This is a genomic window from Amycolatopsis pithecellobii, from assembly GCF_009707865.1.
Classification (GTDB): domain Bacteria; phylum Actinomycetota; class Actinomycetes; order Mycobacteriales; family Pseudonocardiaceae; genus Amycolatopsis_E; species Amycolatopsis_E pithecellobii.
Genome location: NZ_WMBA01000082.1, coordinates 1 through 21174 on the forward strand (window position 1 = coordinate 1; position 21174 = coordinate 21174).

Annotated in this window: 19 protein-coding genes; 12 read left to right on the forward strand and 7 right to left on the reverse strand. The window is 67.0% G+C overall.

Annotation, left to right across the window (positions count from 1 at the left end):
• From GKO32_RS33835 to GKO32_RS33850, 4 genes are all read right to left on the reverse strand, one after another.
• A partial coding sequence (locus tag GKO32_RS33835) for a PQQ-dependent dehydrogenase, methanol/ethanol family (RefSeq protein ID WP_154760996.1) occupies positions 1–1624 on the reverse strand: 1624 nt, incomplete at its 3' end.
• Between the two features lie 13 nt (positions 1625–1637).
• On the reverse strand, positions 1638–2099 hold the full coding sequence (locus GKO32_RS33840) for an MSMEG_3727 family PQQ-associated protein (protein WP_154760997.1): 462 nt from the start codon (positions 2097–2099) through the stop codon (positions 1638–1640).
• A 152-nt stretch (positions 2100–2251) separates the two neighbouring features.
• On the reverse strand, positions 2252–4486 hold the full coding sequence (katG, locus tag GKO32_RS33845) for a catalase/peroxidase HPI (RefSeq protein ID WP_312869023.1): 2235 nt from the start codon (positions 4484–4486) through the stop codon (positions 2252–2254).
• A gap of 17 nt (positions 4487–4503) precedes the next feature.
• The gene (locus GKO32_RS33850; RefSeq protein WP_246245146.1) at positions 4504–5895 is read right to left on the reverse strand and encodes a DNA-binding protein; all 1392 of its coding nucleotides are present in this window, start codon (positions 5893–5895) and stop codon (positions 4504–4506) included.
• Positions 5896–6259: 364 nt separating this feature from the next.
• On the opposite strand from GKO32_RS33850, the gene GKO32_RS33855 reads away from it, so the two are divergent.
• Positions 6260–6622 (forward strand): cupin domain-containing protein, encoded by a 363-nt coding sequence (locus GKO32_RS33855; protein WP_154760998.1) that lies wholly within the window; start codon positions 6260–6262, stop codon positions 6620–6622.
• Between the two features lie 16 nt (positions 6623–6638).
• Here GKO32_RS33855 and GKO32_RS33860 read toward each other — a convergent pair whose 3' ends face one another.
• Entirely contained in the window at positions 6639–8189 is a 1551-nt protein-coding gene (locus GKO32_RS33860) for an AMP-binding protein (protein ID WP_154760999.1), read from the reverse strand.
• Between the two features lie 59 nt (positions 8190–8248).
• On the opposite strand from GKO32_RS33860, the gene GKO32_RS40330 reads away from it, so the two are divergent.
• Complete coding sequence (locus GKO32_RS40330; RefSeq protein ID WP_208024632.1) at positions 8249–9088, forward strand: helix-turn-helix transcriptional regulator; 840 nt, start codon at positions 8249–8251, stop codon at positions 9086–9088.
• Positions 9089–9134: 46 nt separating this feature from the next.
• Here the strand turns inward: GKO32_RS40330 and GKO32_RS33870 are convergent, their stop codons facing one another.
• Positions 9135–9953 carry an IclR family transcriptional regulator gene (locus GKO32_RS33870; protein ID WP_154761000.1) on the reverse strand — a complete coding sequence of 273 codons (819 nt, stop codon included), beginning with the start codon at positions 9951–9953 and terminating at the stop codon, positions 9135–9137.
• Between the two features lie 96 nt (positions 9954–10049).
• Between GKO32_RS33870 and mhpA the strand changes: the two genes are divergently transcribed.
• From mhpA to GKO32_RS33915, 9 genes are all read left to right on the forward strand, one after another.
• On the forward strand, positions 10050–11618 hold the full coding sequence (mhpA, locus tag GKO32_RS33875; RefSeq protein ID WP_208024633.1) for a bifunctional 3-(3-hydroxy-phenyl)propionate/3-hydroxycinnamic acid hydroxylase MhpA: 1569 nt from the start codon (positions 10050–10052) through the stop codon (positions 11616–11618).
• Positions 11619–11641: 23 nt separating this feature from the next.
• On the forward strand, positions 11642–12631 hold the full coding sequence (locus GKO32_RS33880; protein WP_154761001.1) for an amidohydrolase family protein: 990 nt from the start codon (positions 11642–11644) through the stop codon (positions 12629–12631).
• A gap of 5 nt (positions 12632–12636) precedes the next feature.
• Positions 12637–13692: a maleylacetate reductase gene (locus GKO32_RS33885; protein WP_312869024.1), complete on the forward strand. Its 1056-nt coding sequence runs from the start codon at positions 12637–12639 to the stop codon at positions 13690–13692.
• Positions 13693–13763: 71 nt separating this feature from the next.
• Entirely contained in the window at positions 13764–14564 is an 801-nt protein-coding gene (locus GKO32_RS33890; protein WP_246245147.1) for a dioxygenase family protein, read from the forward strand.
• A 114-nt stretch (positions 14565–14678) separates the two neighbouring features.
• On the forward strand, positions 14679–15449 hold the full coding sequence (locus GKO32_RS33895; protein ID WP_154761003.1) for an alpha/beta hydrolase: 771 nt from the start codon (positions 14679–14681) through the stop codon (positions 15447–15449).
• Positions 15430–16983: a mycofactocin dehydrogenase MftG gene (gene mftG / locus GKO32_RS33900; RefSeq protein ID WP_166459812.1), complete on the forward strand. Its 1554-nt coding sequence runs from the start codon at positions 15430–15432 to the stop codon at positions 16981–16983. Before GKO32_RS33895 ends, mftG begins: the two co-directional genes overlap by 20 nt.
• Before the next feature lie 45 nt (positions 16984–17028).
• Positions 17029–17913: an NAD(P)-dependent oxidoreductase gene (locus GKO32_RS33905; RefSeq protein ID WP_154761005.1), complete on the forward strand. Its 885-nt coding sequence runs from the start codon at positions 17029–17031 to the stop codon at positions 17911–17913.
• Entirely contained in the window at positions 17906–18274 is a 369-nt protein-coding gene (locus GKO32_RS33910) for a carboxymuconolactone decarboxylase family protein (RefSeq protein WP_154761006.1), read from the forward strand. Before GKO32_RS33905 ends, GKO32_RS33910 begins: the two co-directional genes overlap by 8 nt.
• Before the next feature lie 33 nt (positions 18275–18307).
• On the forward strand, positions 18308–18901 hold the full coding sequence (locus tag GKO32_RS33915; RefSeq protein WP_154761007.1) for an NADPH-dependent FMN reductase: 594 nt from the start codon (positions 18308–18310) through the stop codon (positions 18899–18901).
• A 58-nt stretch (positions 18902–18959) separates the two neighbouring features.
• Here GKO32_RS33915 and GKO32_RS33920 read toward each other — a convergent pair whose 3' ends face one another.
• Positions 18960–20228 (reverse strand): M24 family metallopeptidase, encoded by a 1269-nt coding sequence (locus GKO32_RS33920; protein ID WP_154761008.1) that lies wholly within the window; start codon positions 20226–20228, stop codon positions 18960–18962.
• 147 nt (positions 20229–20375) lie between these two features.
• On the opposite strand from GKO32_RS33920, the gene GKO32_RS33925 reads away from it, so the two are divergent.
• Positions 20376–21086, forward strand: a complete 711-nt coding sequence (locus GKO32_RS33925; RefSeq protein WP_154761009.1) for a GntR family transcriptional regulator — start codon at positions 20376–20378, stop codon at positions 21084–21086.
• The last annotated feature ends 88 nt before the right edge of the window (positions 21087–21174 follow it).

Below are 21174 nucleotides of genomic sequence, written 5' to 3' on the forward strand. Positions count from 1 at the left end.
ACCCGCCCCAGCCGACCGCCACGGCGATGTACTGCCTGCCGTCGACCATGTAGGTGGTCGGGCTGCTGTGGTGCCCGCTTCCGCACTGGAACTGCCAGAGCAGTTCCCCGGTGCGCGCGTCGAGTGCGTTGAACTCGCCGGTGGCTTCGCCGGCGAACACCAGGTCACCGCCGGTGGCCAGCGTCGAGGCGCACATCGGGAGTTCGTTGCGCCAGCGCCACTTCTCCTCGCCGTTCGCGTCGAACGCGCTGACCGATCCGGCCATGTCGTCGGCGTCCACCTGAACGCCGGCACCCCAATACGGGATGCTTTCCTTGAACTCCCGGCGGCGCCGGGTGGCCGTGGCCCCGGTGTCCTGGACCGGGACGTAGAACAGCTCGGTCTTGGGGCTGTAGGACGCGTGGGTCCATTCCTTGGCGCCGGCCGGACCGGGGTAGAAGTGAACCGGTTCTCCCTCCTTCTCCGGGTACTTCCGTCGCGTCATCTGACCGTCGCGGGTGATGGCGCCCCAGTCGATCCGGTCCACGAACGGGGTGATGTTCACCAGCTCACCGTTCGTGCGGTCCACGACGAAGAAGTACCCGTTCTTGTCGAAGTGCCCGAGCAGCTTGCGTCCTTCGTGCTCGAACAGGATGCACTCGGCGATGCTGTCGTAGTCCCACACGTCGTGCGGGGTGCACTGGTAGTGCCACCGGATCTGGCCGCTGTCCACGTCGACGGCGACGATGCTGTCGGTGTAGAGGTTGTCGCCTTCCCGGACCTCGCCGTCGAAGTCGGGTGCCGGGTTGCCGGTGCCGACGTAGAGCAGGTTCGTCTCCGGGTCGAACGTGCTGGTGACCCAGCAGTTCGCGCCGCCGCGCGCCCAGGCCTCGCCGTCGGACGGCCAGGTCTCGGAACCGGGCTCGCCGGGCTTCGGCACCATGTAGCAGCGCCACTGGTGCTCGCCGTTCTCGAGATCGAACGCGTCGAGGTGACCCCGCACTCCGAACTCCCCGCCGGAACTCCCGACGATGACCATGTTCTTCACGACCAGCGGGGCCACGGTGGCGCTTTCCCCGGCCCGCACATCGCCGAATGTCTTGGCCCACACCGGTTTTCCGGTGGTCGCGTCGAGTGCGAGCAGCCGCGCGTTCGCCGTGACGAAGAAGACCTTCCCCTGCGCCACCGCGCATCCGCGGTTCACATTCCCGCAGCACAGCGACACGTCGAACGGCACGGCGTGCTTGTACCGCCAGATCTCCACACCGGTTTTCGCGTCCAGGGCCCAGATCCAGCCGTCCCATCCGGTCACGAACATGATCCCGTCGACGACGATCGGGGCGGCCTCGAACGAGTAGGTCGACGCGCCCGCGATCAGGCCGGTCGTCCCGGCCTGGAACACCCAGGCGGGAGCGAGGCGCTTGACGTTGTCGGTGTTGATCTGGTCCAGCGGGCTGTACCGCTGCCCGTTGTAGGCGCCGTAATAGGTGAGCCAGTTGTGGGGCTCCTCGCGGGCGTTGAGGATGCGCTCGTAGTTCACATCGGCCGTCACCGGCGGTGCGACCTCGCCGCCCGGGATCTTGCCGCTCAGGTTTCCCTGGTCGATGGCCTCACCGGCGTCGACGTAGTCTTCCGAGGTGGTCATGAACTCCTCCTTCCTACGGCTGCGGCTGCTCGGGACGGTCGAGACGGGCCTCCGGCGGTGCGTCGCCCAGGACGACGATGGCGCCGGTCAGCCCACGGCCCTCGTCGTTGCCGGTGGGTGAGCTGAACCAGTAGTAGCCCGGCCCGTCGAGATTGAGCCTGGCCCGGCCCCGCGAATGATTCACCAGCCAGATGAACTTCCGGTCGCCATTACTCGGCAGGAGTGCGCAATGGGTGTTCTTGTCGTCGTTGATGAGTTCGAGATCGATATCGCCGCCGTGAGGCATGACGAGAATGGACGGATCCCAGGTCAGCTCGTCCACATTGATGCGAATCGTGGCCTTCATCCGGCCGTCCGATCCTTCGCTGGCCCGTTCGATCTTCCCGGTGCCGAGCACCCGGCCCAGTGTTGCGTGGTTCTGCACGTCCAGCCCGAGCTCCTTGAGCAAGTCGGGCCGTTCTGGCGCGGTCGTCATCGGGCATCACACTCCTCATGCCGGGTATAGGTGTCGACTTTCTCTTGCTACGCCGGATGAATGACAGCGACAAGAGCAGGCGCCGAGGTGAGCCGTTGTGCGCCGTTCATTCGCGAACAGCTACCGTTCACACCCGATTCGGCACCGCCTGCTCAGCGCAGGTCGTATCGATCGAGGTTCATGACCTTGTCCCACGCGGCGACGAAATCCCGCACGAACTTCTCCCCCGCGTCGTCACTCGCATAAATCTCGGCGATGGCACGCAGTTCCGAATTCGAGCCGAAAACGAGATCGACCCGGCTGCCGGTCCAGTGGTGTTCGCCGCTCGCGCGATCGCGGCCGTCGAATGTCTCCGCGGAATTCGGCTGCCATTCGATGCTCATGTCAAGCAGGTTCACGAAGAAATCGTTGGTCAGCACACCGGGCCGGGTGGTGAAGACACCCAGCGGGGACTGCTGGTGGTTCGCGCCGAGGACACGCAGACCGCCGACGAGGACGGTCATCTCGGGCGCGCTCAGGTTCAGCAGGTTCGCCCGGTCGACCAGCAGGTGCTCGGACGGCAGCCGGTGGCCCTTGCCGCGGTGATTGCGGAACCCGTCGGCGGCCGGTTCGAGTGCGGCGAAGGACTCCTCGTCGGTCCACTCTTGCGCGGCGTCCGTGCGTCCCGGAGTGAACGGGACCCGGATGCGGTGGCCGGCGAGCCCGGCCGCCCGCTCCACGGCGGCACACCCGCCGAGCACGATCAGGTCGGCCAGCGAGATCTTCTTCCCGCCGGGCTGCGCGGCGTTGAAGGAATCCTGGATTCCTTCCAGCGTAAGCAGAACCTGCCCGAGCGCACCCGGGTCGTTGACTTCCCAGCCGCGCTGCGGCTCGAGGCGGATGCGTGCCCCGTTCGCCCCGCCCCGCTTGTCGCTGATGCGGAACGTCGAGGCCGACGCCCACGCGGTGGACACCAGCTGGGCGACCGTCAGGCCCGAGGCGAGGATCTTCGCCTTGAGCGCGGCAATGTCCTCCTCGGTGACCAGCTCGTGGTCCACGGCGGGGACAGGATCCTGCCACAGCAAGGATTCCCGGGGCACCCACGGTCCGAGATAGCGCTGGATCGGGCCCATGTCGAGATGGGTCAGTTTGAACCAGACGCGCGCGAAGGCGTCCGCCAGCTGGTCCGGATTCTCCAGGAAGCGCCGCGCGATCGGCTCATAGACCGGGTCGTACCGCAGCGCGAGGTCGGTCGTGAGAATCGTCGGGCCGTGTCGCTTCGACGGATCGTGGGCGTCCGGCACGGTGCCGGCTCCGCCGCCGCCTTCGGGGATCCACTGCCACAGCCCGGCGGGGCTCAGTTCCAGGATCCACTCGTAGCCGAACAGCGTCTCGAAGAAACTGTTGTCCCACCGGGTCGGGGTGGGCGTCCAGGTTCCCTCCAGCCCGCTGGAGATGGCGTCCGCACCCTTCCCGCTGCGGTAGCCGCCCTTCCAGCCGAGGCCCTGCTCCTCCAGGCGCGCGGCCTCCGGTTCCGGGCCGAGGTAGGTGGCCGGGTCGGCGGCGCCGTGGGTCTTGCCGAACGTGTGTCCGCCCGCGATCAGCGCGACGGTCTCCTCGTCGTTCATCCCCATACGCCGGAACGTCTCGCGGATGTCCCTGGCCGCCGTGAGCGGGTCCGGCACCGTGTTCGGGCCCTCCGGGTTGACGTAGATGAGGCCCATCTGGACGGCGGCCAGCGGCTTCTCCAGGTCCCGGACGCCGCGGTGTCGCGCGTCGCCGAGCCAGACCCGCTCGGGGCCCCAGTAGACGTCGTCGTCGGACTCCCACGCGTCCGTCCGGCCACCGGCGAAACCGAAGGTGTGAAACCCCATCGTCTCCAGTGCCCGGTTGCCCGCGAAAACCATCAGGTCGGCCCACGAGATCTTGCGGCCGTACTTTTTCTTTACCGGCCACAGCAGCCGGCGCGCCTTGTCGAGATTGCGGTTGTCCGGCCAGCTGTTCTGTGGTGCGAAGCGCTGCATGCCCATGGCCGGGCCGCCCCGGCCGTCGTCGACACGGTAGGTCCCGGCGCAGTGCCACACCATCCGGAGCACGAGCGGCCCGTAATGGCCGAAGTCCGCCGGCCACCACTCCTGCGAGGTCGTCAGCACCTCGTCGACGTCACTGGCCAGCGCGTCGAGGTCCAGGGTCGCGAACTCCGCGGCGTAGTCGAAGTCCGCTCCCTGCGGATTGGCCGACGCGGGATGTTTCCGGAGGATCTTCAGGTCGAGCTGGTCCGGCCACCAGTCACGGTTGCCCGGGGCCGCGGCCGGAGTACCGCGTTGCCCGGACGCGCCGGGGAGTCCGAGGCCGCCCGCGCTGCCATCGTTCACCTCACCGGCAACGGCTTCCGGATTGTCAGACACTGCATCCCTCCACGACCTCAGATGTCGAGCGCGCGGCGCACAGCCGGGGCGTTGCGCCGCGAAACCGGCACCATCTCGTTCGGCCCGTCTTCCATCACCAGCAGCAGCCCGCCCTTGGGGCCACGCTCGATCTCCCGGATGCGGCTGAGGTTGACCACATACCGGCGATGCACCCGCAGGAAGCCGGCATCGGCCAGCTCGTCGTCGAGCTTGTCCAGGCTCGGGGTGGCGGCCCGCAACCGTCCTTGCCCGGTGCACAGCCACACGTCGTTGCCGTCGGATTCGGCGAAGGAGACTTCCGCCAGCCGCAGCAGCACCATCCGGTTCGCGCGCGTTGCGACCAGCCGGCGCGGCTGCCGTGCGGGCGCGGGCTGGTGCGCCGGGGGCAGCTGCGCCCCGTCGGTGGCGCCGAACGAGACGAGGTTCCCGATCAGATGCCCGGACGAGAAAACGGGCCGGATACTGATCGAAGTCGGCTCGTCGGCGAGGTGGGTGAAGATCTGCGTCGAGCCGACCCAGCCGGGATCCTGCGCCGCCTGCTTACTGGCATACCGGGCGGCGCCGATCAGTTCCGGCAGCCGCGGGTTCCAGCGCAGCGTCGAGTCGACCGCCGGGGTGGAGGCCGGGACGCCCATGAGCACGCTGGCCGAGTCGTCGGCGATCACCACCTTGCCCGCGGTGTCCACGGCGGCGAGCGGCTCATGGGCCCGTGCCCTGGCCTGCGTGAAGGCGGCGACCAGCTCGGCGCCGCTGTCCCTGGCGCGTCTTTTGAGCGTGCGCTGCGTCTTGGCGACCACGTTCGCCAGCCGCCCGCCCGCGGACGCGGGAAGCTGCCTGCGCCAGCACGACACGTTCAGCACCGCGATCGGGTCCCCGGTCACGACGTCACGCACCGCGATGCCCGCGGAAACCCAGTTGTGGAACGCCTGGCACCAATGCTCCGCTCCCCTGATCAGGACCGGGCCGTGCGCCTCCAGCGCCGTGCCCATTCCGTTCGTGCCTGCCGCGCATTCGGACCAGCAGAACCAGGGCGCCAGATTGGCTTCGGTGGCTCTGGCGAGCGTGGCCTGGTCACCCCATTCGCCCAGGATCCGGCCGGTGGCATCGGTGACGGTGACGACGCCGCCGAGGTTGCCCATTTCATGGGCCACGGACGCGGCACGAAAGCCCAGCTCCGCGAAAACCGCGTCGTGCTCGAGCGTGTGGTCTCCAGCCGCGACGGCGACCGGGGCCGCGGGCAGATGCGGATCCACCCGGTACTGCTCGCGGCAACGATGCCAGGAGATCGCCACCACCGGCCGGACGCCGGGGACCTGGTCCTCGCCGCGCACGAACCGTTCCCACGCCGCGAAAACGGGGCCGCTGCCGGGTCCCGCCGCCATGGGCTCGAACGGGTGCGCATCCTTCATGTGGGGAACCGCCTTTGGTCCATCCAGGCTGTCTCACCAGGCATTTCCCACTGTAGGTGCCGCTGCCGGGTTTGCCCAGACGAGACGACGGGAACCAGCCGACGGCGCCTGACCTTGACTGTCCATAATGGACTCGACTCGAACGTGGACACGCTGCCGCGCCGGTGTCCACTCGGGACTGTTACCGCGGGGTCGCGGAAACCGTGCTCAGCGAACGACGCTCCGCGACCTGACCGGGGAGTCGCCGATGGCCGCCGGAATACTGTTGGGGCTTTCGCCTCTAGTGTCCCGGCGCGTCGCGGGCCGATGCTCACCGGTGTAGCCGCGTTGGCGGCGACGCGGTGACCGCCACAAGGAGGTCGTCATGACAGGTCTGCGCAAAATGAGCATGGACGCTCCCGAAGAGCTACGCCCGTTCGAACAGGACAGCGGGCAGGTGGAGCTGGTGAACCTCGCCAGTGGTCCGGTCGGCCGGGCCACCTTCCGGCCCGGGTGGCAGTGGTCGAAGCACATCAAGCCGATCGCGGGAACCGACAGCTGCCAGGCTTCCCACATGGGCTATGTCCTCTCCGGACAGATGACGATCCGGATGGACGACGGCGAAGAAGCCGAATTCCGCACCGGCGATGTGATGATCTGCCCGCCGGGCCATGACGCGTGGGTCGTCGGTGACGAGCCGTGTGTGGTCATCGACTGGCAGGGCGTCAGCGACTACGCCAAGAAGTGAATCAGGCGGGGGCGGTTCAGCGCTGCCGCAGAAGGTAGCGCTGAACCTTGCCGCTGGGTGTCTTCGGCAGCGCGTCGATGAAATGCACCGAGCGCGGATAAGCGTGCTTGGCGTAGTTGTCCCGCACCAGCTGCTGAAGTTCTCCGGCCAGGTCGTCGTTCGCTTCGGTGCCTTCCGCCAGGACCACGAACGCTTCGACCACCTCGCCGCGGATCCCTTCCGGGTCCGGCCTGCCGACGACCGCGACGTCGGCGACCGCGGGATGGGTGATCAGCACGCTCTCCACGTCGAACGGCCCGATCCGGTAGCCCGCGGCCAGGATGACGTCGTCGTCACGGGCGGTGAAGAAGAAGTACCCGTCCTCATCGGTCCGGCCTGAGTCGGCGGTGAGATACCAGCGCCCGTCGGCGGTGAAGCGCTCCTCGGTCTTCTCCGGGTCCTCGTGGTAGCCGGTGAACCACAGCAGCGGGCTGTTCCCGACGTCGATGGCGATCTGCCCGTCGTGGATTCCGGCGGTGTACCCGGGCAGTGGCTGCCCCATCGAGCCGGGCTTGACCGGGCGTGCCAGGTCCGGGTGCCAGTGGTTGTTGATGACCATGCCGAGTTCCGTCTGGCCGTAGTGGTCCCGGACCTCGGTGCCGAGTGTTTCGCGTGCCCAGTCGACGACGTCCGGCGTCAGCGGCTCACCGGCCGACGATGCCCGTCGAAGATGGACGTCGCGCACGAGTCCGCTTTTGCTCAGCGCCCGGTACATCGTGGGCGCGCCGGCGAAGTTCGTGACCCCGAACCGTTCGAGGACGGCCACTGTGGACTGGGGGGTGAACCCCGCGTTGAGCAACAGGTTGCGGCGTCCGGAAACCAGTGGGCCCACGACGCCGTAGTACAGGCCGTACGCCCACCCGGGGTCCGCCGCGTTCCAGAAGACGTCGTCCTCACTGACGTCGAGCCCGAAGTGCAGGTAGCAGTGAAAGGACGCCAGTGCCCGTGCCGGCACGGCGACCCCCTTGGGCTTACCCGTCGTGCCGCTGGTGAACAGCTGCAGCATCGTCCCGCGGCCGCCGACCGCCACCGAGCTCGCGAGTGGCTCGGCGTCGCTGACGAGCCGGTCGAACGCCGGGCCCGTTTCGAGGATCTCGATGCCCTCGATGGGGTCGAGCTTGGCTCGCTGGGACGGCTCGGTGACGACCAGCCGCGCTCGGGAAGCCTCGATCCGCATCCGGGCGGCGCCGGTGGCGAACGCGGTGAACAGCGGTACGTACACGGCGCCGAGCCGCCAGATCGCCAGCAGGGTCACCGGCAGTTCGAGCCGCTTGCCCATGAGGACGGGCACCCGGTCCCCCTGCCGCACGCCGAGTCCGGCGAGGACGGTGGCCAGCCGCCGGGACTTCTCGGCAAGTTCGCCGTACGTGACGTCGCGCGAGGTGAGATCCGGCTCGATGAACGTGAACGCGAGGGCCCCGGCGTCGTGGCGATCGCACGCCAGGTGGGCGACGTCGGCCTCAGGAGTGTCGTAGGCGGCGAGCCAGGCGTCGACAACCGGCTGCACGTCGAGAGTGTGAGGCTGCATCGGGCTCCCCGGGTTCGTCTGGTCTGGTCGAAGCGGCACGACCCGGTCACACTGTGAACGTGATCGACGACATGAGCCACCCTCCGAAGAGGGGGTCGGTGGACCAGGCCGTGACGGCTGCGCTGGCGAGACTGCGGCGCAGGACCGGGGTGCAGTTGGCATTCGCCGGCCAGGTGGGTGAGTCGGGGGTTGTGCTGAACGCGTTCGATGGTGCCGTCGTCGGACCTCTGCGGGGAGCCCTGCTCCAGGAGGGACACGGAGTGGGCGGCCGGGTCGCGGCACAACAACGCGCACTGTCCATTCAGGACTATGTCGGTTCACCGATGATCACGCATCGCTACGACCGGATCATCCGGGCCGAGTCCCTGCGGGCGATGGCGGCGGCACCGGTGGTGGTGGCGCGCCGATCCGTCGGGGTGCTCTACGTCGCCCTGCGCACCAGCCAGCGGGAAATGGGACGCCTGCTCGACGCGGTGTCGCACGAAGCCCGTGCCCTGGAACAGAATCTGGCCGTCAACGACGTGCTGCGGCGGCTGCGCGACCGGCACGATGGATCGCCGGACCGCATCCGGCGGTCACGAGTCGCCGAGGCCTACGCGGATTTGCGTGCCCTCGCCGGCGAAACCGGTGACCCCGGGCTGCGGGCGCGACTGCTGAAAACCGCCGGCCTCCTGGTGGACGACCCCGCGCCGGCGGCGGACGTGCCGCGCCTGACGGGACGGGAGAAGGACGTGCTGGCGTTGCTCTCCACGGGTTTGTCCAACCAGGCCATCGCGCAGCGGCTGGGCATCGGCCTGTACACGGTCAAGGACCACGTCAAGAACCTGCTGGCCAAGCTCGGCGCCGAGGGCCGGATGGAGGCGGCGGCCCGCGCGCGGGGGCTGGGCCTGACCCCGTGAGCTCAGCCCGCCCGTGACAACCGGTCCGGCGCCGGCGTTCGTGCATTCAGGCGGGCGAGGCCGCCGCTGTCGTGCCGAGGTCGACCGAGATGGCTTCCACCGTACGGGCCAGCTCCCGCTCGACGAGTGCCACGGTCGCGTCATCGGCCAGGCGTTCCGGCATGGCGACCGCCACCACGAGCGGAATGGTGTCACCGGGGGAAAAGACCGGGGCCGCGATGGACATGATCCCCGGGATCACCCCGCCCGACGTCACCGCCAGCCCTTGCTCGCGAACCTTCCGGCGCACGTCGTCGAACCACTTCTCGTCCGGCGCCTTGACGCTCCGGCCCGCGATCTCCGCGTCGAGCACGGGCCTGGTCATGGTCTCGGGGAGATGGGTCAGATACACCAGCCCGACCGACGAGGTCAGCAGGGGCAGGGTGGCGCCGACGCGCACGGTGATGGGCAGTGCGTGGGCGCCGTAGTCCCACCTCACGACGACCGGGCCGGCTTCACCCCACACCGCCAGGTTGACGGCATGCGACGTGCGGTCGCGCAGGCCCGGGAGATACTCCGACGCCAGCCCGACCTCGTCCATCCGCCGCAGTGACTCGATCCCGATCCGCCGCATGGCGGGACCCAGGTCGTACAGGCCCGACCGTTGCGACTGGACCGCGAGGCCGACGCGGCACAAGCTCACCAGATACCGATGTGCCTTGCTGGCGCCCATTCCGCAGCACTGCGCGATCTGCGTCAGGCTCATGGGCCCTCGACCGGCCTCGATCGCCTGCAGCACGGTCATGGCGATCTCGACCGACTGGATTCCCTGACGGGGGTCGGCGCGAGAAGGTTCTTCGCCATCCACAGGATCAAGCTCCACCATGCCTCGGACTCTATCGGGTCGCGCTCGGCCATCGCGGCCCAGCGAATTCACTATAACGTATTGACTTTATGATTGGTGAAACATAGCGTCGGGTCCGTGAATGGCGCAGCGGATCCTGTTCCCACGGCGGACGTCGATGTGGTGATCGTGGGCTTCGGCCCCACCGGCATGACGTTGGCGGCGCTACTGGGCCAGCTGGGGCACCGCGTGCTGGTATTCGAGCGCTACGCCGGCCTGTACAACCTGCCGCGGGCGGCGGCGTTCGACGACGAGACCATGAGGACGTTCCAGAAGCTCGGCGTCGCCGAGCGCATGCTGCCCGGCACGAACATCCAGCCCGGATATGTGTGGGTCAACGGGCAGGGCGACGTGCTGCTCGACATCGAGTACGACAACCCGGGCCGATGCGGCTGGCCGTCGAATTACATGATGTACCAACCACATCTGGAGTCCGTGCTGGACGCGCGCGTCCAGGAATTCCCGGCTGTCGAGGTGCGGCGCAGCACGACGGTCACCGATATCCGGCAGCTGGATGACATCGTCGAACTGGACGCCACGGGGGCCGACGGCGCCACGCACCGGGTGCGGGCACGGTTCGTCGTCGGCTGCGACGGAGGGAACGGGATCACGCGCACCTTCGTGGGCGGGACCCTCGACGACTACGGGTTCTTCGAGAACTGGCTGGTCTGCGACTTCAAGCTGCGCCGGGATCTGCCCTCGCTCCCGTCGTTCAGCCAGGTGTGCAACCCCGACGAGCCGATCGCCATCGTCAACATCGGTCCGGGCCACCACCGTTTCTCGTTCCGCTTGGAGCCCGATGTCCGCCGGGAGGACGCCACCGAGGCCGAGCGGGTGTGGCGGCGGGTCGCGGACTATCTGACCCCCGAGGACGCCGATCTCATCCGGATCGCCAACTACACCTTTCGCTCCGCGATCGCCGACACCTGGCGCCGGGGAAACGTGCTCCTCGCCGGCGACGCCGCACACCAGATGCCCCCGTTCCTGGCGCAGGGCATGGTCTCGGGGATCCGCGACGCGCGGAACCTCGCCTGGAAGCTGGATCTGGTGCTGTCCGGCCATTCCGCCGAGCTGCTGGACAGCTACCAGCCCGAGCGCGAACCGCACGTACGGTTCATCACCGAGAAGGCGGTCGAACTGGGCCGCGTCCAGACGATGCGGGACAAGGACGAGGCACGCCTGCGTGACGAGCGGATGATCGCGGCGCGCAAGGCCAACCAGAAGCCGGACAAGCTGCGCTATCCGGGACTCACCGGCGGCCTCATCGCCAACCACGGCGATATTTTCCCGCAGGGCCTGGTTTCCGACTCCGCGCGGACGGCGCTGTTCGACGATCTGCTCGGGACCGGGTGGCTGCTCGTCACGAATGGACGCCAGGCGGTATCGGATATCGCGGAACAAGATCTCCTCGCCTTCGCCGGCCTGGGTGGACGCCACGTGAGCTTCGGGTTCGACAGTCTCTTCGACAGCGCCGATCTCTACGACACCGGCGGCGTCTACGCCCGCTGGTTCACCGAGCACGACTCGGCCGGCGTGATCGTCCGCCCGGACAGCTACGTCTACGGGCTCGCTCCTGACGCTCAGGAGTTGTCGACGCTCCTCAAGCAGTTGCTCACCGTTTTCCCGCGCACCCACCCATCGGTTTGACACCGCCGTACCCCAGGAGAACCATGCCAGGCAAGATCGCCCTCGAAGAACACTTCGCCATCCCGGACACGCTCCAGGACTCGGCCGGCTTCGTTCCCGATGCGTACTGGGAAGAGCTGCAGGACCGGCTTCTCGACATCCAGGACCGGCGGGTCCGGCTCATGGACGAACACGACATCGAGATCATGATCTTGTCGCTCAACGCGCCGGCCGTCCAGGCGATCGCGGATCGTGGTCGCGCCGTCGAGGTCGCCAGGAAGGCGAACGACTACCTGGCCGAGCAGTGCGCGAAGCGCCCGGATCGCTTTCGTGCCTTCGCCGCGCTGCCCATGCAGGATCCCGATGCGGCCGCGGCGGAGCTGGAACGATGTGTCCGCGAGCTGGGTTTCGTGGGCGCGCTGGTCAACGGCTTCTCCCAGGACGCGGCACACGGCGACGGCCGCGAGCCGCTGTACTACGACCTGCCGCAATACCGTCCGTTCTGGGCGCACGTCGCACACCTGGACGTCCCGTTCTACCTCCATCCCCGCAACCCGCTCCCGCAGGACGCCCGCATCTACGACGGCCACCCGTGGCTCCTGGGACCGACGTGGGGGTTCGCTCAGGAGACCGCGGTGCACGCGCTGCGGCTGATGGGCTCGGGCCTGTTCGACGAACATCCGTCGCTCCAGATCGTGCTGGGGCACATGGGTGAGGGCATTCCGGCGATGCTGTGGCGGGTGGACAACCGCAACGCCTGGATCGACGTGCCGCCCCGTCATCCGGCCAAGCGCCCGTTCGCGGACTACTTCACGACCAATTTCCACATCACGACGTCGGGCAACTTCCGTACCCAGACCCTGGTGGGCGCCATACTCGAACTCGGGGCGGAACACATCATGTTCTCCACGGACTGGCCGTTCGAGAACGTCGATCACGCGGCCCGGTGGTTCGACAACGCCGCCATCTCCGAGGCGGACCGCATCAGGATCGGGAGCACGAACGCCCGCCGCCTGTTCAAGATCGGAGGCTGAGCCGGGTGCAGACCTTCACACACAGCACCAGCCCGATCCGGGTCCTTTTCGGACGGGGCAGGGTGCGGGAGGCGTCGGACGAGCTCGGACGGCTCGGTGTCCGTCGCGCTCTGGTGCTCACCACGCCGGAGCAACGGGACGCCGGTGAAGGTCTCGCGGCGCGGATCGGGTCGCTCGCCGTGGGCGTTTTCCCCGGCGCCGCAATGCATACGCCGGTGACGGTGACGGCCGAAGCGATGGCTGTCATGGAAAGTCTCGGCGCCGACGGGGTGGTCGCACTCGGCGGCGGCTCGACGACCGGCCTCGGGAAGGCGATCGCCGCCCGCACCGGCGTGCCGCAGCTGGTCATCCCCACCACCTATGCCGGCTCCGAGGTCACCCCGATCCTCGGTGAGACGGACGCCGGGGTGAAATCCACTCGCCGTGGGCCGGAGATCCTGCCCGAGACCGTGATCTACGACGCCGACCTCACCGACACGCTTCCGGTGTCCCTCAGCTGCACAAGTGGCCTCAATGCCATGGCACACGCGGTCGAGGGCAGCTACGCCCAGGACGGCAGCCCGATCTACACGTTGATGGCCGTCGACGCATTGGCGGCCTTGCGCGAGGCGCTTCCGGTCATTGCGAAAGACGCCACCGATAAGGATGCGCGCGACCGGGCGCTGTACGGCGCTTGGCTGTGCGGCACGGTTCTGGGCGGCGTGGGCATGTCGATCCACCACAAGCTCTGCCACACCCTGGGCGGAGCGCTCGACCTCCCCCATGCCCAGACGCACGCCGTGCTGTTGCCGCACACCATCGCCTACGTCGAAGAAGCGGTGCCGGAAGTCCTCGCTCCCGCGAAGACGGTCTTCGGTCCCCGCACCGGCGCCGCGTTGTACGACTTCGCCGCCACACTCGGCGTCCCCCAGCGGCTCGCGGACCTGGGTGTCGGCGAGGCAGACCTGGACCGGCTCGCCGAATTGGCCACGGCCAATCCGTATTGGTCGCCGAGGCCGCTGGAGATCGGCGGTATCCGGGCGCTGCTGCACCGCGCCTGGGCCGGTGACCGTCCTGAGTAGACAGTTCGGAGGATCCGACGATGGACCCGTTCTTCCGTGAAGCCGATTCGGTGGCGACGGTCAATGCCCGGATGGCCGAGGACGTCGACCCGAGACTGGCGACGGTGCTGACCAGCCTCGTCACCCACCTGCATGCGTTCGCCAAAGAGGTGCAGCTGACGCAGGACGAGTGGGGCACGGCCATCGACTTTCTCACCCGTACCGGACAGTTGTGCTCCGCCGAACGGCAGGAGTTCATCCTGCTTTCCGACATCCTCGGTTTCTCGATGCTGGTCGACGCCATCAATCACCGGCGTCCTCCCGGTGCCACCGAGAACACCGTGCTCGGCCCGTTCCATGTGGCCGGCGCGCCGATCCGGAAGATGGGCGAGAACATCTGCCTGGACGGCCTCGGTGAGCCCTGCCGGTTCCACGGTTCGGTCCTCGATGTGGACGGCCGGGCCATTCCGGGTGCTTGCGTCGACGTGTGGTCGGACAATGCCGAGGGATATTACGACGTGCAGCAGCCGGATATTCAGCCGAAATGGAACAACCGGGGGCGGTTCTTCACGGGCGAGGACGGCCGCTATGACTTCATCGGCATCAGACCCACCCCCTACCCCATTCCCGATGACGGCCCCGTCGGCGCATTGCTGCGCCGGCTGGGCCGTCATCCCTACCGTCCCGCCCATATGCATTTCATCGTGAGCGCGCCGGGCTATCAGCCGGTGGTCACCCATACGTTCGTGAACGGCGATGAATATCTGGACTCGGACGCCGTGTTCGGTGTCAAAGAGTCACTCATCGCGCACTACCACGAAGCCACCGGAGACGATATTCGGTGGCGATCGGCCTTCGACTTCGTGATGGTGCCAATGCAGGAAACCGACTGACGCTCATTTCCGGAAAACCCGACAGGCAAATGTTGACATTTTAGGGCCGCCCCGTTAACGTAAATGAGTACCGCGGCTCAGCGGATTCAACAATGTCGTTGGAAATGAGATTTCATGGCTACCTACGTATTGGTCCATGGTGGTGGGCACGGCGGTTGGGCCTGGCAGAAGGTCGCCCGGTTACTGGAGGCGGACGGGCACACCGTGTATTACCCGAGCCTGACGGGATGCGGTGACCGGGCGCATCTGATCAGCGCCGATGTCGACCTGAACACGCACATCACCGACGTGGCGAATTTGTTGTTCTACGAGGACCTGAAAGATGTGGTGCTCGTGGCCCACAGCTACGGCGGAATCGTCATCACCGGAGTTGCCGACCGGGTCGCCGACCGGGTCGCGAAGCTCGTGTTCGTGGACTCCCCCCGTGGCCGGTCGAATGCCGAGGCATTCCCGCCCATTGTCGAAATGAGAAAATCCGGTCAGGTCGTCGACGGTGTCGAGCTGGTCGTCTTTCCCAGCGAGGATCTGGTGGCGTTCTACGGCGTGACCGATCCCGAAGAGGTGAAATGGATGATGCAACGCCTGACCCCGCATCCCTGGAAATCGATCGAGCAGAAACTCGATCTGCGCAACGAAACAGCACTCGACACCATCCCGCGCTATCACATCGTCGCCACTTCGAGCGTGCGGATGGGCGCCCATGACAACCTGCCGGCCGACGAGCGCGTGGCGGGCCGGTTCTGGCAGATCGACGGTCCCCACGACCTCATGGTCACCGAGCCACAGGCGATCGCCGGGCTGCTCACCGAGATTGCGTGCGCGCCGGCGCCGATCCAGGAAAACGAAGCGAGGCGAAGCAGCAGTCGTGTCCCGGGAAGAGTTTGACGTCATCATCGTCGGTTCGGGGTCGTGCGGCGGGGCACTCGCCGCACGGCTCACCGGGGACCCCGATCGCCGGGTGCTGGTCCTCGAAGCCGGCGCCGTGTACGAGTCGGTCGCGGCCCTGCCGCAGCGAGTGCGGGACCCGGCCGACGTCTCGGGTGGAATGCCCGGAAGTCCGCACAATTGGGAGCTGACAGGCGAATTCGCGGACGGCTTCGTGGCGCCGGTCGCGCGCGGGAAGGTGATCGGTGGCTCCAGCTCGATCAACGCCGCCTACTTCATTCGTGGCACGAAGGAGAACTTCACCGAATGGGCCGCGCTGGGCAACGACGAGTGGAGCTACGAAAAGGTCCTGCCGTTCTACAAACGCAGTGAGTCCGAAAAGGACTTCCCACACGATACCGAGCACCATGGCACGACGGGCCCGATTCCGGTGCAGCGCGAGCCGATCGACCGTGCTCCCGAATTCACGCGGGCGTTCACCGACGCGGCGATCGGGCTCGGCTTCCCCGTCGAGGACGATAAAAACGGGCCCGGGTCCGGCGGGGTCGGGCCGGTTCCGACGAACATTTCCCATGGCCTGCGGGTCAGTTCGGCGGTCGGCTATCTCATCCCGAATCTGGGCCGCACCAACCTGACCGTCAAGGGCGGCGTCCAGGTCACCCGGGTCCTGTTCCAGGGCACGCGATGCATCGGGGTGGAGGCGTCCGTCGAGGGGCGAACACAGCGGTTCCACGCCCGGCAGACCGTGCTTTCGGCCGGCGCGCTGCGCACACCGCAACTGCTGATGCTCTCCGGCATAGGGCCGGCCCGGCAGCTGAAAGAGCACGGAATCGAGGTCCTGGCCGACGTGCCGGGCGTCGGGCAGAACCTGATGGATCATCCGAAAATGTCGAGCCCGTGGACGTTCAGCGGCACGTTTCCGGTGCTGCCGGGACGCAATGTCATGACGAGCAATCTGAACTGGACCGCCGAAGGCTCCGGGCAGGCCGGTGACCTGGAGATCCTGCCGTTCGTGGCCAGCCGCGCCTCGATGTTCCGCGTCGATACAGACGCCGTCGCTATGCGGGTTCCGGCGGTGCAGGTCAGCGTGATGCAGGAGGACTCACGGGGCGAGGTCACGCTGGCCTCGGCCGATCCGCTCGGCAACCCCCGGATGAAATGGAATTTCTTCCAGCAGGAAAGCGATCGGGTGCGCATCCGGGAAGGGATGAAGGTCCTTGACGAACTGTTCCATTCGGCGCCCATGCGGGCGATCGGCGCGAAGCTTCTTTCGCTGGACAAAACCGACCTGGCGAGCAACGCGGCGATGGATGCCTGGATGATTTCGCACCTCAACTACGCGGGGCACCCGTCCTGCACCTGCAAAATGGGCCCGGACACCGATCCGATGGCCGTCGTGGACCAGTACGGCACCGTGCGGGGTGTCGAGAACCTGCGGATCTGCGACCAATCGGTGTTCCCGAAACTCACGTCTCGCGGCCCCGCCGCCACCGCCTACCTGCTCGGCGAACGCATGAGCGCGTTCTTCGCCTGACCGCCGCACTGTTGACCTTACCGTCTGCTCATCGAGGTGATCGTCATGCCAGAAAACGCTTCGTCCGACTATTCGCAGCTTCGCATAGGGGTGGTGGGCCTCGGGACGATCGGGTCCGGGGTGATCAAAAGTCTCGACCGCTCGGGGGTGACCGCGACCGGTTACGACATCGACCAGGGCAAGGCCGGAAGGCTGCCGTGTGCCGGCGCCGCATCGGCCGCCGAGGTCGCTTCGGCGTCGGATGTCGTGCTGATTTCGGTCGTCAATGGAGACCAGGCGAGAGACGTTCTCTTCGGGCCGAAGGGAATCGCGGCCGGCGCCCGGCCGAACCTGATCGTGGCATTGCTCAGCACGGTGTCGCTCGAGACATTGCTCGAACTCAGCGAGGATGCCGCCAAGGCCGGTATCAGGCTCCTCGATTCTCCGGTGACGGCCGGCCAGCATGCCGCCACCAACGGCCTTGTCGTGATGCTCGGTGGCGACGAGGCGACGGCGGAAGAGGCACTGCCCGCGCTGAGGGCCTTCGCCAAGGCGGCGATCTATTGTGGACCGCTCGGTGCCGGGATGGCGGCGAAGCTCGTCCGGCAGATCATCGTCGCCGGGTCCTGGAAAGTCATGTACGACGCGGCTTGCTTCGCCCGTGCGGTGGGCGTCGAGTACGGGCGTGTCAAGGAAATCGTCCAAGCGGCCGACCCGGATGGCGAAACGGTACTGGGCTTGATGGGGCTTCGCGGAGACTCACTCGCCGAGCTGCCGGCGCCGAAACAACAGGAACTGCGGAAGTACTACGACCTCATGGTGAAAGACATCACCGCCGCCCGGGAACTCGGCGAAGCCCATGACTTCCGGCTGCCGATGGTGGACGAGCTGATCACCGACCCGGGCCCGGCGATGTACGGCGTAACGAACGGAGTTGAGCACCATGGCTGACACACGTCACCCGGTTGGTCTGGACATCGTGGACAAGGTCCTCGGCGAGGGTTTCAGCGCCAACTTCGCCTCGCCCGAACCCTTCGTGCAGGACGCGGCAGATCATCTCTACGGGGAGATCTGGAGTCGTCCCGGACTGTCCATCCGGGACCGTCGTCTGCTGACGTTGGGCGTGCTCGCGGCCTTCGGGCAAGGTGACCAGTTCGCCCTGCACGCCGCCGGCGCACTCAAGAGCGGCGACCTCGACGCGGACCAGCTGCACGAGATCGTGCTCCACCTCGCCTACTACGCGGGTTCCAGCAGGGGCACGGTCTTGCGCCGCGCTGTCCTCGATGCGCTGGCCCAGCACAAAGCCGGCTGACTCGGCCGGATCAACGGAAAACAGGAGGTCTCCATGGTCAAGGTGATGGTCGTCGTCGGCAGCGTGCGCCCGGTGCGCATCGGTTTGCCGATCGGCGAATGGGTGCGTGACGCCGCCCTTGCGGACGGGCGGTTCGAGGTCGACTTCTGTGATCTCAAGGAACTGGATCTTCCGTTCATGGACGAGCCGAAGCATCCGCGCCTGCACGAGTACTCGCAGCCGCACACCCTCGCGTGGAGCGAGCGCGTGGCGAGCACGGACGCTTTCATCTTCATCAGCCCCGAATACAACTACGGCTACTCGCCGGCGTTGAAGAACGCGATCGACCACCTCTTCGTCGAGTGGAATCGCAAACCGGTGGCTTTCGTGTCGTACGGCGGGGCGTCCAGCGGCAGCCGGGGCGTCGCGGCGCTGCGTCCGGTCATGGCGGCGACCGGGATGGTGGCGGCGATGGCCGGCGTCGAAATCACGTTCGTCCGCCAGCACGTGCACGAGGGCGTGTTCACCCCGGCCGATGCCCACACCACCGCCCTCACCACCGTGCTCGACGAACTGGCGCTTCTCGGGCCGACGCTCGGTGAGCTGCGTCAGACTCTGACGGCAGGGCAGGCAGCTGCCGCCCGTTGACGGCTCGCCGCACCGTGATCCTCGCAGCGAGGTTGCCCGCTGCGAGGATCACGACCGGCTAGCGGTCGACGTGGATGAGCTTGTTGGGAATGTGGTTGAGCTCCTCGACCCCGTCGGCCGTGCTGACGACCGTCCCCCCGATGTTCACGCGGCGCCGTCCGAACACACAGTTCGGCTGCACGGCGTAAATCATCCCGGGGACGAGCTCCAGATCGCCCCCGCCCGTAGGGTTGCGGGACCGCTCGCCGGAGTCGGGATATGCCTTCGTCCAGTCCTGCGGTTCGAACGGCCCCATCGAGCCGATCGCCCCGTGCGGCAACGTGTGGATATTGGGCGTCGAGTTCCAGCCTCCCGCGTCCTTGATCACCGCGGTCATCGCTGTTTCGACCTCACCGAAGGTGGGGAAGCCCGACCGCAAAGCCTGAACGCCTGTCTCGTAAGCACGTTCCACGACTTCGGCGGCACGGGCGATGTCCGGGTGCACGTCGCCGACCGCGATGGACAGCTGCTGCTGCGTCTCGTACAGCCCGTAAAACGGGAAAAGCTCGAACCGCAGGACCCAGCCATTGAGGATCTTCCGTGGCCCTCCCCCGCGATGAACCCACATCGGCGCGCCCCAGGAAATGTCCTCGTCGCCGGCCGAAAGAATTGTCCAGTGAGCCCAGCTTCCGTCGCGAATGGCGGCGGAAGTCAGTGCGGCGAGGACGTCCGCATCGGTGGCCCCCACCTGTGCGGCCTCAATAGCCGCCTCGCACATTTTCTCACCCGTCGCGGCGCTCTTGCGCAGCATTTCGAGTTCCTCCGCGGATCGGCTGAGCCGGGCCTTTCCGTAAGCTTCTCCGACCGAGGAGAAACTGGCCCGCGGAAGTGCGTCGAGAATTCCTTGATAGGTACGCCACGGCGCGATTCCATCGGGAAAGAACGGGGCCATCCGCTCGATACCGACGACGCCGAACCTGGCCTGGGTCAGCTTCAGTTCGTCGATCGTCCGCAGCATGCCCTCGGCGGTGCGCCCCAGCCGGAACTGATCAGCCGAAAGCCAGGACAGCTCACCGCGTTCGACCGATTCCATGTGGTCCACCAAGGGATTGATCGACCAGACGTGAGCGATGGGCACACCGTCACGGGGGAACACGACATACGACCCGACTTCATGATTTGTCAGCCAATGATCGGTTCCCCACAGTGCCGACCCGGCACCATCCCGGTCACCGAACACCAAAAGAGCGTCGACTTCGTGCTGGTCCATGATAGTGCGCGCGACCTCCCACCGGCGATCGCGCTCGTCAAGGGAAAGAAAGGGAAAATCACCGTCGGATGCCGGCATCGACGTCCTCCTTGTTGTTTAAGGAGAGCCTACGACCGGCTTCTCAAAAATGTCAACATCTTGTCCGGTTATGAGCCGGCGAAATGTTGACTCCTCTCGGCGTTCGCATTACGTTGGTTTTATGACCATCTCAATCCCTTTCCGCGCATGATCGACTTGGCTGCCCCGCGCCGGAAGGACGAAGTCGAAGCGGTTCACGATGAGCTGCGCCGGCAAATCCTGCACAATGAGCTCGAGTCGGGGGCGAGAATCAATCAAGCCGTCATCGCGCGTGATCTGCGGGTGAGCCGCGGACCGGTCCGCGAGGCATTGAGACTGCTGCAGCGCGAAGGTCTGGTCGAGCACGTCCATCAGCACCAGATGCGCGTGGCCTGCGTGTCCGTGTCGGACCTCGAGCAGCTGTATGCGATGCGCATCGCGTTGGAGGCGTTCGCGGTCGGCATCACGGTGCCGCAGCTGTCGGGTGCGGAGTTCACGAGCCTGGAGTCCGCGCTCGGGGAAATGGACGAATTGGCCGCCGCGGGTGACATCGATCCCTGGGAGGCAGTCCACACGCGGTTCCACGCCCAGCTCACTTCCCACGCGGGCGAGCGCATCTGCCAGGAGCTGCGCGACTTGTCGGAGTACTGCGCCCGGTACCGGCGCCTGTACATCACGGGCGAGCCGCTCGCGTGGGCTCAAGGCGCCGAAGATCATGCCGCCATCGTGGACGCGGTCAGGTCACGCGATGCGAGCCTCGCGGCGTCACGACTGGGAGCTCACCTCGGAAAGACGGCTTTGACCGTAGCCACGATGATCGACCAAGACCACGAACCGGCAACGGTCCGCGCCGCAATCCGGATGGTCCGCGCGAGTTGAACGTTGCGTGCGCGCGAGTTGCACGTTGCCTGCGCGCGAGTCGCACGTTGCGTGCGCCTGAGTTGCACGTTGCGTGCGACCACTAGCG